Origin of the sequence: Thermobifida alba, from assembly GCF_023208015.1 — a bacterium.
Lineage (GTDB): Bacteria > Actinomycetota > Actinomycetes > Streptosporangiales > Streptosporangiaceae > Thermobifida > Thermobifida alba.
This window is the reverse complement of sequence record NZ_CP051627.1, coordinates 991,826-1,004,758: the sequence shown is the minus strand read 5'-3', so window position 1 is coordinate 1,004,758 and position 12,933 is coordinate 991,826. Positions and strand designations below refer to the sequence as shown.

General features: G+C 74.7%; 14 protein-coding genes. 10 read left to right on the top strand and 4 right to left on the bottom strand.

The genetic code is table 11. The features are described 5' to 3' along the window. Positions 1-13 precede the first annotated feature (13 nt). On the bottom strand, positions 14-1,342 hold the full coding sequence (locus FOF52_RS04620) for an SWIM zinc finger family protein (protein WP_248592592.1): 1,329 nt from the start codon (positions 1,340-1,342) through the stop codon (positions 14-16). A 141-nt stretch (positions 1,343-1,483) separates the two neighbouring features. Here FOF52_RS04620 and FOF52_RS04615 point away from each other — a divergent pair, with 141 nt between their 5' ends. Then, positions 1,484-2,719 (top strand): hypothetical protein, encoded by a 1,236-nt coding sequence (locus tag FOF52_RS04615; RefSeq protein ID WP_248592591.1) that lies wholly within the window; start codon positions 1,484-1,486, stop codon positions 2,717-2,719. Between the two features lie 49 nt (positions 2,720-2,768). Here the strand turns inward: FOF52_RS04615 and FOF52_RS04610 are convergent, their stop codons facing one another. Beyond that, positions 2,769-3,833 carry an NADH:flavin oxidoreductase/NADH oxidase gene (locus FOF52_RS04610; protein WP_248592590.1) on the bottom strand — a complete coding sequence of 355 codons (1,065 nt, stop codon included), beginning with the start codon at positions 3,831-3,833 and terminating at the stop codon, positions 2,769-2,771. A gap of 977 nt (positions 3,834-4,810) precedes the next feature. On the opposite strand from FOF52_RS04610, the gene FOF52_RS04605 reads away from it, so the two are divergent. Continuing rightward, positions 4,811-5,212, top strand: coding sequence for a DUF2267 domain-containing protein (locus tag FOF52_RS04605; RefSeq protein ID WP_248592589.1), 402 nt, complete (start codon positions 4,811-4,813; stop codon positions 5,210-5,212). Positions 5,213-5,316: 104 nt separating this feature from the next. Then, positions 5,317-5,754 (top strand): DUF2267 domain-containing protein, encoded by a 438-nt coding sequence (locus FOF52_RS04600; RefSeq protein WP_248592588.1) that lies wholly within the window; start codon positions 5,317-5,319, stop codon positions 5,752-5,754. 69 nt (positions 5,755-5,823) lie between these two features. Here the strand turns inward: FOF52_RS04600 and FOF52_RS04595 are convergent, their stop codons facing one another. Continuing rightward, positions 5,824-6,318, bottom strand: a complete 495-nt coding sequence (locus tag FOF52_RS04595; protein WP_248592587.1) for a YciE/YciF ferroxidase family protein — start codon at positions 6,316-6,318, stop codon at positions 5,824-5,826. Between the two features lie 203 nt (positions 6,319-6,521). Between FOF52_RS04595 and FOF52_RS04590 the strand changes: the two genes are divergently transcribed. Continuing rightward, positions 6,522-7,979 carry an MFS transporter gene (locus FOF52_RS04590; RefSeq protein WP_248592586.1) on the top strand — a complete coding sequence of 486 codons (1,458 nt, stop codon included), beginning with the start codon at positions 6,522-6,524 and terminating at the stop codon, positions 7,977-7,979. 7 nt (positions 7,980-7,986) lie between these two features. Here the strand turns inward: FOF52_RS04590 and FOF52_RS04585 are convergent, their stop codons facing one another. Further along, positions 7,987-8,742 carry a tyrosine-protein phosphatase gene (locus tag FOF52_RS04585; RefSeq protein ID WP_248592585.1) on the bottom strand — a complete coding sequence of 252 codons (756 nt, stop codon included), beginning with the start codon at positions 8,740-8,742 and terminating at the stop codon, positions 7,987-7,989. Between the two features lie 214 nt (positions 8,743-8,956). Between FOF52_RS04585 and FOF52_RS04580 the strand changes: the two genes are divergently transcribed. From FOF52_RS04580 to FOF52_RS04555, 6 genes are all read left to right on the top strand, one after another. Further along, positions 8,957-9,775, top strand: coding sequence for a hypothetical protein (locus FOF52_RS04580; RefSeq protein ID WP_248592584.1), 819 nt, complete (start codon positions 8,957-8,959; stop codon positions 9,773-9,775). Between the two features lie 38 nt (positions 9,776-9,813). Next, positions 9,814-10,026 carry a hypothetical protein gene (locus tag FOF52_RS04575; protein ID WP_248592583.1) on the top strand — a complete coding sequence of 71 codons (213 nt, stop codon included), beginning with the start codon at positions 9,814-9,816 and terminating at the stop codon, positions 10,024-10,026. Positions 10,027-10,133: 107 nt separating this feature from the next. After that, positions 10,134-10,514, top strand: coding sequence for a hypothetical protein (locus FOF52_RS04570; RefSeq protein WP_248592582.1), 381 nt, complete (start codon positions 10,134-10,136; stop codon positions 10,512-10,514). Further along, on the top strand, positions 10,496-10,801 hold the full coding sequence (locus tag FOF52_RS04565) for a hypothetical protein (RefSeq protein ID WP_248592581.1): 306 nt from the start codon (positions 10,496-10,498) through the stop codon (positions 10,799-10,801). Before FOF52_RS04570 ends, FOF52_RS04565 begins: the two co-directional genes overlap by 19 nt. An 82-nt stretch (positions 10,802-10,883) precedes the next feature. Beyond that, the gene (locus tag FOF52_RS04560) at positions 10,884-11,372 is read left to right on the top strand and encodes a hypothetical protein (protein WP_248592580.1); all 489 of its coding nucleotides are present in this window, start codon (positions 10,884-10,886) and stop codon (positions 11,370-11,372) included. Between the two features lie 359 nt (positions 11,373-11,731). Then, entirely contained in the window at positions 11,732-12,847 is a 1,116-nt protein-coding gene (locus tag FOF52_RS04555) for an NAD(P)-dependent alcohol dehydrogenase (RefSeq protein ID WP_248592579.1), read from the top strand. Positions 12,848-12,933: the final 86 nt, after the last annotated feature.

Below are 12,933 nucleotides of genomic sequence, written 5' to 3'. Positions count from 1 at the left end.
GGCGGGACGCGGGTCAGGCGACCGGAACGGCCCGTCCCCGGGCGTCCCACACGGTGAGCGGGCGCAGCCCGTCGGGGGTCCACTCGCCCGCTGCGGTGAGGCCCCGGCCGCCGCTGATGCTGAACAGCTTCCAGCCGGCGTCGTCGACGAGCAGCGGCAGGGCGTCGCCGGAGGGGTCGACGATCCACCAGCCGTCGTCGTGGGCGACGACGGCGTCGGCGAGCACCACCGGCCACACGTCGCGCCACGGGTCGTCGGCCAGGGCGCGGGAGACGTCGTCCAGCGCGTCGGCGACGGAGCCGCCGGGCGGGGCGCCGACGCGCTGTTCGGCGTGGCGTGCGGCGACCACGGCGCGGTTCTCCGCGGGGTGGAGGGCGAGGTCGGCGTCGAGCAGGGTGCCGACCCGCGCCGGGGTGTCGAGGGCCCGCCCCCCGTGGGCGAAGGACAGCAGCGCGGCGGTGCGCCCGGTGTCGCGGCCGCGCAGCCAGATCCGCCGTCCGCGCACCCGCTGTCCGGCGTCGAAGTCGTGGCGGCCCAGGACGTACCAGTGGTCGCGGACGGTCTCGTCGGGGTCGGGCAGCGGGAGGCCGACGCGGGCGCGAACCGCGGCGCCCAGCCCCGCGGGCAGTTCGTCGCGGCGGCGGTAGCCGACGCACAGCAGGTGCAGCAGCGCGTACTCGGTGAGGAGGCGGTCGGGCCAGTCGGCGGCGGTGATCACCCCGGACAGGGCCCGCACCCGTTCGGCGAGCCGCCCGGCCTGGGCGTCGACGAGGCGGGCGGCCACGGTGTCCCACTTCTGGTAGCCGCGTCGGCGGCTGTCGACGAGTCCGGTGCCGATCTGGTCGGTCAGCCAGGTCTGGAACTCGGTCAGCCCTTCGGCGACCCGTTCCTCGCGCTGCCGTGCGCGGCGGGCCGCGGCCTCGGGGTCGGCGGGGGGCCCGGCCTTCTTCGGGGTCGTGGGTGCGGCCGCCTTGGCGGTGCGCTTGGCCAGCCATTCGTCGAGCCAGTCGGGGCCCGCGTCCTCGGCGGCCTCGCCCTCGGCCCACAGGCTCAGCAGGGCCAGCACGTGCTTGCAGGGGAACTTGCGGCTGGGGCAGCTGCACCGGTAGGCGGGCGCGCCGGGGCCGACCAGGTGCGCCGCGGCCTGGTACGGCTTGGCTCCGCTGCCCTTGCATTCGCCCCACACCGCTGCGGCGCCGCCGGGCGCGTCGGTCCCGGGCTCGGCGGCGCGCCAGCCCAGCCTCGGCCAGGAGGTGGGTCGGGCGATCTTCGTCGCGGCCCTGCGGGACGACGCGTCGGGGGCGAGTGCCCAGACGTCGTCGGTGGTCCATCGTTCGCTCACGTCAGCAGACCGTAGGGGCAGCCGGTGACAAAACCGCGATCATCGGGGTGAGCTGCGGCAACACCGTTCCGGGGCCGCGCCGCTCCGGGGGCCGGCCGCCGTGCGCCGCCGGGTGTCGGCGGTGTCGGGCACACTGCCGCCATGACGCACACCACCGGTTGGGACGCGGCCGCCGAGGTCGACTGGTCGAAGCTCTGCCACGCCTACGGGGCGGCCTACGACACGCCCGCGCACCTGCGCGCGTTGACCGACGGCGACGCCGACGCCGTGCGGCGGGCCCTGAAGCACCTGTGCAGCGCGGTGGTGCACCAGGGCACCCCCTGGCCGGTCACCGCCCCGGCGGCCCGGGTCGTCGCCGGGCTGCTCGCCGAGGAGTCCCTGTCCCGTCCGGCGGCCGCCCCGGTCGGCGCCGCGGGGGACGCGGGGGACGCGGGGGCCCCGCTGCGTTCGGCGCTGCTGTCCTTCCTCGCCGGTGTGGCCGAGGCGGGGTGCCCGCACCTCGACGACGCCGAACTGCGCGCGGCGGCCTTCCCCGCCGATGTGGCGCCAGAGCGGGTCGACGCGGCCCCGGAGGCGGTCCTCGACGGGGACGCGGCGGCGTGGCCGGGCGAGTCCGGGGCCGTCGAGGCGCTGACGGCCCGCGCGGTCCTCGACCTCCGCGCCGCCGCCCCCGTGCTGCTGGACGCGGTCGTGCCCCACCTGGCCGACGGTGAGCCGCTGACCCGGATGCACGCCGCGCACGCGGCGGCCGCGCTGGCCGTCCTCGTCGGCGACGCCGCCCGGAGGGAGGACCTGGCCGACCGGGTCGCGGCGGCGGCCCGCCGTGCGGTGCGGCGCGACGAGCGCGCCTGCCTGGTGCTGGCGCTGGGCGACCTGGGCCGTGCCCCGCGCGCCTTCCTGGCCGATCCCGATCCGGCGGTGCGGGCCTGCGCCGCGCTCGCCCCCGCGCTGGCCGGCGACCCCGACGCGGTCGGGGAGCTCCTGGCCGCGCTGGCCGATCCGGCCGCCGCCGACGCCTGGTTCACCCACCGGCCGCCGCAGTTTCCGCACCACGTCCGCTTCACGCTGGTCCGGGCCGCGGTGGAGCGGGTGGACGACTTCGCTCGGCTGCTGCCGGCGGCGTGCGCCGTGGCCGCCGTGGCCGGTCCCTTCACCGCCGACTTCGACTGGGGTCCGCTGCTGTGCGCCGCCTTCCCCACGCCGCTGTCCGGTGCCGCGGTGGGCGCCGACCTCACCGACGCGCAGCGGGCCTACCTGCGTGCGCTGGTCGCCAACGAGTCGCTGTGGCGGGGGCGGGTCGGCAACGCGGCCCTGGGGCTGCGCCGGGTGGGGCTGCCCGAGGACCGCGAGTCCTGCCGTCGGCTCGCCGCTTCCTGACAGCCCTGGGGCTGGGGCCGCGGCGCGGCCCCCGCCGGGGTGTGCCGGTTCAGACGAGGCGGGCGCGCTCGTAGGGCCGGGGCCACAGGTTGCCCGCGCGCAACCGGTCGGCGGCGTGCAGCGGCCAGTGCGGGTCGCGCAGCAGGGTGCGGCCCAGCAGCACCGCGTCGGCCGAACCGGAGGCGACGATCTCCTCGGCCTGCTCGGGGGCGGTGATCAGGCCGACCGCGCCGGTGGGCACCTCGGCCTCCAGCCTGATCTGCCGGGCGAAGGGCACCTGGTAGCCGGGGCGGACCCGGATGGGGGCGTTGGGCACCGCGCCGCCGGTGGAGGTGTCGATGAGGTCGACGCCGCGTTCGGCGAGCAGCCGGGCCAGGCGCACCGAGTCGTCCCCGGTCCAGCCGCCCTCGACCCAGTCGGTGGCGGAGATCCGCGCGAACAGGGGCCGGTGGGACGGCCACACGCGGCGCACCGCCCCGGTGATCTCCAGCAGCAGCCGGACGCGGTTGTCGAAGCCGCCGCCGTAGGCGTCGGTGCGGTCGTTGACCAGCGGGGAGTAGAACTGGTGGGCCAGGTAGCCGTGCGCGAAGTGCAGTTCCACGACGTCGAACCCGGCGGCCTCGGCGCGGCGGGCGGCCTCGGCGAACCGCTCGGGCAGCGCGGCGACTTCTTCGGTGCGCAGTGCGCGCGGCGCGGCGAGGGACCCGAACGGCTGGGCGGTGGAGCTGACCGTGGGCCAGCCGCCCTCCGACTCGGGCACGCTCCGCTCCCCCTCCCACGGCACGGCGGTGGACGCCTTGCGGCCTGCGTGCGCCAGCTGGACGGCGGGAACCGCGCCCTGGGCGCGCAGGAAGTCGGTGATCCGCCGCCAGGCGGCGGCCTGCTCGTCGTTCCACAGTCCGGTGTCGGCGGGGCTGATCCGCCCTTCGGGGACCACGGCGGTGGCCTCGGCCATCACCAGTCCGGCCCCTCCGGTGGCGAACTGTCCGAGGTGGACCAGGTGCCAGTCGTTGGGAACGCCGTCGGTGGCCGAGTACTGGCACATCGGGGAGACCCACACCCGGTTGGGGACGAGGACGTCGCGCAGCTTGATCGGTTCGAAGAGGTAGCTCACACAGAGCGTGAATCGTCGGGTGCACCCCCGCATTCCCTCTTCTTCCGTGAACTTTGTCACAGCAGCGGGTCGGGGGTGGTGTTCCTCCGGCCCCGGGAGCGAGGAGGGGATGCGTCCCGGGCTTCCCCGGGCGTCCTCGGCGGCCCGGTGGCCGACGCTGCCCCCGTCCTCGTGGTCGGGGCCGGCCAGCTCCCCCCTCGTCCGTGCCGCGGCGGACGCACTCCGCGCCGGCGTCGTGGCGGGCGGGGTCCTCCACGACGTCGTGGGCGGCCGCGGGCCCCGCCGCGGCCCTGGCGTTGCAGGTGACGGGGAACCCGCCGGAGACCTCGGTGCTCCACGGCACCTCCACTCCCCGGTCGGTGACGGTGCAGGCGGGCTGCACCTCCTCCGCGCGGGTCGCGTCGGCCTCGGGGCGCGCGGCGGCGGTGTCGGCGGAGAACCCCCGAGCGTGTCCGACGGCCGCCCGGAGCACCGTCCCCCCGCTCTTCTCCGTGGGCGGGGCGTCCTCGCCGGGCTCCGGGGCAGCGCGCCCCCGTCGAGCAGGGGCTGCCGCTCGGGGATCCCTCCGGCCCGGTACCGGCCGAGGCCGGGGCCGCCGCACGCGGCCGTTCTCCGCTGCGCGGCCGGAGTGGGGGAAGGAGCCGTCGTGTTCTGCCCTCTCGGCTCTGCACACGGGTCGCCGGGCGCGGGGTGCGGCGCCCCGGCGGCGGGCCGGGGGCCGTGCCACGGCACGGCCGCGGGAGGTCCCGCCGGGGCGGCATTCTTCCGCCGCCCCACCCACCGGCCGTCCGTTTCACCTCCTTCTGGCCGGAAACAGCAAGAGCCCACGGGCACCACCCCCCAAAAGCCACCAAAATCCGCATATTCCCCTGTGCTTTTGGTAGGGGGCGGAGGCAGGCGAGTCATTCGTGCCGTGGGACGGGGGTCCGCGGCGCGGACGGATCCCACCGCTTTCGACACGCACACGGGGGAGAGCAATGCAGCACGACACGTTCATCGGACAGGTCCAGGCCCGGGCCCGACTGGACAGCCGGGGGTCGGCCGAGACCGCCACCCGGGCGACGCTGGAGACACTGGCCGAGCGGATCCCCGCCGATCTCGCCAACGACCTGGCCGCACAACTGCCACGGGAGATCAGCGAGCACGTGCTGCGCATCACCGCGCAGCCCGGTTCCGAGCACGGGCACCGGTTCGGCCAGGACGAGTTCATCGCCCGGGTCAAACAGCGCGCGCACACCGACGACCCCAAGGCGGCGCACATCGCCCGGGTGGTGTTCGAGGTCCTCAACGAGGCGACCACCGGCAGGACCATGGACAAGGTCCGCCACAGCCTGCCCGAGGACCTGCGCCAACTGACCCTCGCGGGCAGCACGGGCTGAGCGCCGCCGCGGCAGGCGGTGCCCGGCCCGCCGGTGTGCCGCGGAGCCGCTGTCGGCTCCGCGGCACGCGGCCGCCCGGGCGCCGCCGTGGAGAGGAGAGGCCGTTGATCGCACACCAGGAACTCATCGACCGTGTCGCCGCACGCGAGGAGGTCGCCGACAGCGAGGAGGCGCGCCGCGCGGTGCACGCCGTGGTCGCCTCACTGTCCCCGCGGCTGGCTCCGGAGGCCCGCAGGGACCTGCGCCGGGAGCTGCCCAAGTCGCTCTGGGAGGACCTGGACCGCGGACAGGCCGCGTCCGCCCGGGCATCCGGGGACCTGGCCCAGCAGGTGAGCGAGGAGCTGCACTGCCCGCCCGAACACGGGCTGCGACTGGCCCGGGCCGTGGTGTCCGAACTCGCGCTGGCCTCGCCCGTCCTGGGCCAGGAGATGGCCGAATCGCTGCCGGAGGACCTCGCGGACTGGAGCCGCGACCCGGTGGGGGCACAGGAACGCGCCGACACGCGGACGGCGGAGGAACCGGGTGAGAACCGGGGGAGCTGACCGCGGCGCGGACACGCGCACGCGACGGGGCGGCGGCCGCGGCGGCCGCCGCCCCGCGCGGATCGCGGATCAGGCTGTCGCGAGCGCCTTGCGCCCCATCTCGTTGGCGTAGCGCTCCAGCTTGCCCGCGGTCTCCTCCTCCTGCAGGAGGTTGGTCTCCAGCAGCTGCATGCACGTGGTCTCGCCCATGAGCATCGCCTTGTTGACCAGCCCCCGGTAGGCGGCGATCTCGAAGTGCTCGATCTTGTCCGCCCCGGCCAGCGCGAACATCGTCAGCACCTGCGGCGACGGGTTCATGCCGGCGAACTGACGGAACTCCTGGTGGATCGCGTCGACCACGGCGCAGGGCACGTCCTGCGGGGACTCGCCGATCGCCTGGAAACACTGCTCCAGGTTCTTGATCTGCTGCTGCGTCTCCTGCTTGTGCTCCCGCAGCATCTGCATCAGCTTGTCGTCGTCGACCTTGCCGGACACCTCGTCCAGCATCTCGGCGATCTTCTTCTCACCGGTGTACATCGACGACATCTCGTGGATGAACAGATCCCTGGGGTTCTCCAGCTTCATGGCCTCTCCTCGTCGGACGGACTCGGGCGCTCCCCCGGCTACCCCCACCCCCGCCGCATCCACCCCTTTTTCCGGGGTTTTGCGGTTTCTTCGCCATTGCCCCTCCGCTCCGCGACGCGCGTCCGTCAAGGAGTTGCCCGGCTTCGTCCAAACCCCCGCCAAACCGGGATTGGGTGGCGCTCACCCGGTCAGGGGCATGCGTTATGAGCAGCGTCACCACCGACATCCCCGCTCGCCTCGACCGCCTGCCCTGGGCCCGCTGGCACTGGCTGATCCTGGCCGGCCTGGGCAGCGTGTGGATCCTGGACGGCCTGGAGGTCACGATCGTCGGCGCGATCGGGTCGCGCATCACCGAACCGGGCAGCGGTCTGGCGATCACCGAGGCGCAGGTCGGCCTCGCCGCGTCGGTGTACATCGTCGGGGCCTGTTCGGGGGCGCTGTTCTTCGGCCACCTGACCGAGAAGTACGGCCGCCGCAGGATCTTCCTGGCCACCCTGGGCGTCTACCTGGTGGCCACGGTGCTGACCGCGTTCGCCCCCAACGTGTGGTGGTTCTACGCGTGCCGGTTCTTCACCGGCTTCGGCATCGGCGGGGAGTACGCGGCGATCAACTCGGCGATCGACGAGATGATGCCCGCCCGGCTGCGCGGCCGGATCGCGCTGATGGTCAACGGGTCGTACTGGCTGGGCGCCGCGGCCGGGGCGGCGATGGCCTACCCGCTGCTCAACCCCGACCTCCTGCCCGAGGACATCGGCTGGCGGGCCACCTTCGCGATCGGCGGTGTGCTGGGACTGGTCATCCTGGTGGTGCGGCGCATCGTGCCGGAGAGCCCGCGCTGGCTGGTCATCCACGGCCGCACCGAGGAGGCCGAACGGGTGGTGCGCGGCATCGAGTCGGAGGTCTCCTCCGAGACCCACACCGACCGGCTGCCGTCGATCGACCCCCGCCGGGTGCTGACCCTCCACCAGCGCGACACCACCACGTTCCGGGAGCTGGCCGCCACCATGGTGCGCACCTATCCGCGGCGCACCGTGCTGGGCCTGTCCCTGTTCACGGGGCAGGCGTTCCTGTACAACGCGGTGTTCTTCACCCAGGCGCTGGTGCTCACCGTGTTCTTCGACGTTCCCTCCGGACTCGCGCCGCTGTTCATCATCCCGCTGGCGCTGGGCAACTTCCTCGGCCCGGTGCTGCTGGGCCCCCTCTTCGACTCCCTGGGCCGCAAACCGATGATCGCGGGCACCTACATCGGTTCGGGGCTGCTGCTGGTCGGCACCGGGCTGCTGTTCCAGAACGGACTGCTGGGCGCGGTCACGCTCACCCTGTGCTGGTGCGTGGTGTTCTTCGTGGCCTCCGCGGGCGCCAGCTCCGCCTACCTGACCGTCAGCGAGATCTTCCCGATGGAGACCCGCCCCCAGGCCATCGCCCTGTTCTACGCCACCGGCACCGCGCTGGGCGGCATCCTCGGCCCCGGCCTGTTCGGCGCGCTGGTGGGCAGCGGCGAGGTGGGCCAGGTGGCGTTCGGCTATTACCTGGGTGCGGGCCTGATGATCGCCGCGGGGATCGTGGAGATCTTCATCGGCGTGGAGGCGGCCCGCCGCTCCCTGGAGGACATCGCCGCTCCGCTGAGCGCCCGGGGCGGGCAGCCGCTGGCCCCCACGTGAGGACGGGCTACTCCACCAGGGCCTCGGCCAGCCGGTGCAGTTCCTCGGCGGTGACGCCGCGGTCGCGCAGGTAGCCGCGGGCTCCGCCGTACTCGGCGGCGAGCCGGTCGAGGAAGACCTCCATGGTCTCGGGGAAGGCGCTGAACGCCTCCTCCGGCATGGCCGCGAGCCGCTGCTGGTAGGCGGGGACCCCGCTGAGCTGGGCGTGGATGGCGCCGAGGTGCTCGCTGGTGCGTGCGTAGTCGGCGACGACGTCGTCGCGGTCCACGCCGAGCGCCGCGAGTACGAGCGCGACCGCGGCGCCGGTGCGGTCCTTGCCCGCGGCGCAGTGCACCAGGGCGGGCAGGCCGGGACGGTCGCCCAGGGTGCGCACCATCCGGGCGAGCGAGTCGCCGGCGTGCTCCAGGTAGCTCAGGTAGTGTGCGGCGATCGCGGCGCTGCTGGTGGGTGCGGCGTCGACCATCCGGCGTCCGGCGTACAGCGGCAGGTGGGCCGTCTCGATGCCGGCCGCGACGGTCGCGGGCGGGGGCGCCTCCCACGCCTCGGTGCGGCCGCGCAGGTCGACGCGGGTGCGTATCCCGAGGTCGTGGACGAGCCGGTGCGCCTCCGCGGCGTCGAGGAACTGGGGGGAGGCGCTGCGGTACAGCCGTCCGGTGCGGACCCTGCCGCCGTCGGCGGTGCGGACCCCGCCCACGTCGCGGAAGTTCAGCAGGGTGGTGAAGGCGGGGGGCGGGGGTGCGGGGGTTTCACTGGTCTGGGTCACCCGGCCATCTTCGCCGATCCCTGCATTCCGGACAATCGGTGCCCTCACCGGCGGCCGGGTGCCCGCCCCGGGCGGGCTGCGTCCGGCGGGCGTCCACGGCGCGGGGAGCGGTCCCCGCTTCCCGCCGGACCGCCGTCCGTTCCCAGGCGGACCTGGACAAACACTGGTCACGGAACGACAAAAAGGGATTACTTTCTGTGATAAACAGGTAACCGTGGGCCCTCACTGGAGTCAGGTCAGACTCGTCGCCAAGCTCCTCAGCGCCGTCCTGGCGTTCGCCGCGGGAGTGGCTCTCGCCGGGCACGAGTCGGGGCTGTGGCACTTCTCCCCCCGCGAGGAGTTCCGGCTCGCCGCGGTCAGCGTCACCCTGCTCTTCCTCGCCTCGGTCGTCTCGGCGGTCCAGCAGTGGCGCGCGGACAGCGCCGAGGTCACCCTCAGGAACGTCCAGCGGGGGGTCACCCACGCCCTCCACGCGCTGCTGTTCCGGATCCAGGACGAGACCGGTATCGACGTGCGCGACCTGGGCGCCACCGTCCACCTGTGCGCCCGCACCGGCCTGTGGCCGTACCGCCGCGAGAGGCTGGTGCCGTTGACGCGGGTGCGCTTCCGCGCGACCAGCGCCTCGGGCACCACCTGGCGCCCGGGGGTGGGGGTCATCGGCCGCTGCGTGGCGCTGGGCAAACTGCTCGTCGTGGACGTCGCGGCGCTCGACCGGCAACTGGAGGGGACCACCGAGGCCGAGTGGCAGGAACTCCAGCAGCTCGAACGGCGCGAACCCCCCGAGCAGTCCCTCACCCTCGGCATGAGTTACCGTGAGTGGCAGCGGGCCCGGGGCAAGTTCAGCGTCATCCTCGCCACCCCGTTGATCGGGCAGGGCGCCACCCGGTCGAAGATCCTGGGGTGCGTGTCGGTCGACATCATGGTCCCCGATCCCGGTTCCGACAGCTACCGACTACTGTCCGACGAGGCCGTGCGGTTCGCCGCCAGCGCCGCGGCATACGAGATCAGCAACGTTCTGGCCGCCTCCACCTGATCCCGGTCCGCGACGCGGAGAGACGAGGGGTGAGGACCGTGAACGACCGCCGGGGGGCGAGGCCCCGCGTCCTGGTCGCCGACCCGAGGCAGACCGTGGAGTCGGCCAAGCTCCTCACCGAGGAGATGGAGCGGCTCGGCGCCCCGTCGGCACGGGCCGCGGCCCGGCTCTTCGACGCCCGCCGCGCCCTCCGGGACGCGTCCCTGCTCCGCCGCCTGTTCTCCCGCCGTCCGTGCTCCCGCTGCCGCTGATCTCCCGCGACCAGCACAACGATTCCGGCGGAGTCCAAAAACCCGAAATTCCTCATCCCCGTGGGAGTCAGCCTGGACGGGGGCGCGCCGACAACGACCGCCGCCGCGTGCACGCCGACGGCCGCGGCAGCCACGCCGAGGTGTCCGCCGCGCTGCGCCACCCGGGCACCCCGGAGAACCGCCACCTGTTCAGCGGACTGCTGTGCACGATCGACCTGGCTTCCGACCCGGTCGGCGTCCACGACGGACCGCTGGAGTTCGCGCCGCCGCGCGTCGACTTCCTGCTCCCCCACGGCAACTGGACCTCCCCGCCCCCGCGGCGCACCGCCGACCCCGCGCACACCCCCTACGCCGACTGGCTGCGCGCGGTGTTCGACCGCTGGTACGGGCAGCGCCGCCAGGAGACGGAGGTCCGCCTCTTCCAGGAGATCATGAACCTGCTGCTGGGGGCTCCAGCCGCAGTGAGGCCGTGGGCACCAGTCCGGTGAGGCTGCTGGTCATCGACACCGACAGCGCTCTCGAACAGGTCGACACGCTCAGGTCCGTCTACCCGGGAGCCCCCGCGACCGGACTGAACGTGCACACCAGCGACCTGGACGCCGCGCTGCGCCACCCGGCGATCGCGGTCCGCCAGCTCGGCCTCGACGCGCTGGGCGGCGCCTGCCGCCCCTGCTCGCTGCGTGCGGTGTGCGGGGAGGCTACTACCCGCACCGCTACCGGGCGGGCCGGGGGTTCGCCAACCCCTCCGTCTACTGCCCCGACCTCATGGCGCTGATCCGACACATCCGGAACCGCGTGCGCGCCGACGTCGAGGCGCCGCGACGGCGGTCGGCACGCACCGGCGAGAAAGGACCGGGATGACGCCGCACACGCTCTCCGACGCGGAGTTCACCGCCCTGGCCCGCGGGCACGGCGACCACGCCGCCGTCGCCCGGCTGCGCTCCGCCCGGTACAGCAATCGGCTGGTGCTGCTGCGCGCCCTGCACGGCGCGGCGCACGAACGCGGCCTGGCCGAGCACTTCCTGCCGGGCTACACCCTGCTGGCGGACATCCAGCGCACCTCCCCGGCAGCCGTGCGCACGGCGCTGCTCCTCCCTCAGGTGGGCTCCTGGGCCGCGCACACCCTGCGGCGGCTGCACACGGCGGGGGACGCGCCCGCGGGCCCCTGTGGGCGGACGTCGCCCACGTGGGCGCGGTGGCCGTCTCCGCCGTCGTCCACGCCCGGGTCGGCTGCGAGATCACCGTGCCCGTCCGGCGGGGCGCGGTGGCGCTGCCCGGCCTGGGCCTGGCTACGCTGCCCGGCGCCGCGGCCACGGCGCCGGTGCGGGTGGCGGACGGGCTGGTGACGATCAGCGGCGAGGACCGGGTGGTCCTGCCCGCGGACCTCTCCGAGCCGGCCGCCGCATGGTTCCCCGCCGCCCCGCGCGGAGCGTCATCGGGAGGTCTGCCCCGCCCCGGAGCGGGCGGTGGAGTCCCCGGCTCCGGACCGGGTGTCGAACCCCCCTCCCGTCCGGTCCACGGGGCGGGGAGGACGGGCCCCTGCCGTTCCCCGGCCTTCCGGCAGCGGCTCCGTCCTCCTCCCGTCGGTGCCGCACGGACCGGACGCCCGCGACCGAATCCCGGCCGGTTCCGTGGGTAGCGGTCCGCTCCAGGGCCCCGTGCCGCACCAGCGCGGGGCGGCCCCGACGACCGACCGGGAGGGAGCATGGTCTCCACCGTCACCGCGGCCGTGTTGGACCGGCCGCACGAATCCTTCCGCCTGCAGGAGGTCACCCTCGACGATCCGCAGCCGCACGAGGTGGTGGTGCGGGTCGTCGCCTCGGGGGTGTGCGGCACCGATCTGGGCGTGCAGTCCGGGCACATCCCGTTCCCGCTGCCGGGTGTGCTGGGCCACGAGGGCGCCGGGGTGGTGGAGGCGGTCGGCTCCGAGGTCACCTCGGTGGCCCCCGGCGACCACGTGCTGCTCACCTTCACCAGCTGCGGCACCTGCCGCAACTGCCGCACCGGGCACCCCGCCTACTGCGTGGAGTTCCTGCCCCGCAACCTGGTGGGCGGCCAGCGCGCCGACGGCAGCGCCACCCTGCGCCGGGGCTCGGAGACGCTGCACGGACACTTCTTCGCCCAGTCGTCCTTCGCCACCCGGGTGCTGGCCGACGAACGCGGTGTGTGCCGGGTGGACCCGTCGGCGGACCTGTCCCTGCTGGCCCCGCTGGGCTGCGGCATCCAGACCGGGGCGGGCGCCGTCCTCAACGTGCTGCGTCCCGAACCGGGCAGCACGCTGGCGGTGTTCGGCGTGGGCGCGGTGGGCCTGGCCGCGGTGATGGCCGCGACGATGACCGGCGCCACGCGGATCATCGCCGTCGACCTCGTCGACTCCCGTCTGGAACTGGCCCGCGACCTCGGCGCCACCGACACGGTCAACTCCGGCTCTACCGACCTGGACGAGGCGCTGCGTGAACTGACCGGCGGGCAGGGGGTGACCCACGCGGTGGACGCCACCGGCCACACCGGGGTGCTGGCCAGCGCGTTGCGGGCGCTGGCCCCCAACGGCACGCTCGGCCTCGTCGGCGCGCCCGCCGCGGGCACCACCATCGACGTGGACGTCAACTACGTGCTCAACGGCCGCCGGATCGTCGGCATCACCGAGGGCGACTCCAACCCGCAGGTGTTCCTGCCCGCCCTGGTGGACCTGGTGCAGCAGGGCCGGATGCCGCTGCGCAGACTGGTCACGCCCTATGCGTTCGCCGACATCAACGACGCGGTCGAGGCGGCGCGGTCCGGGGCGGTCCTCAAACCGGTGCTGGGCTTCGACGGCACCTGACCAGGGGTGCGTGGCGCCGCCGGGCCGCGGTCCCGTCGCCTTCCGGTGCCGGGGCGGCCGCTCCCGGCCGTCCCCTGGAGGAGGCC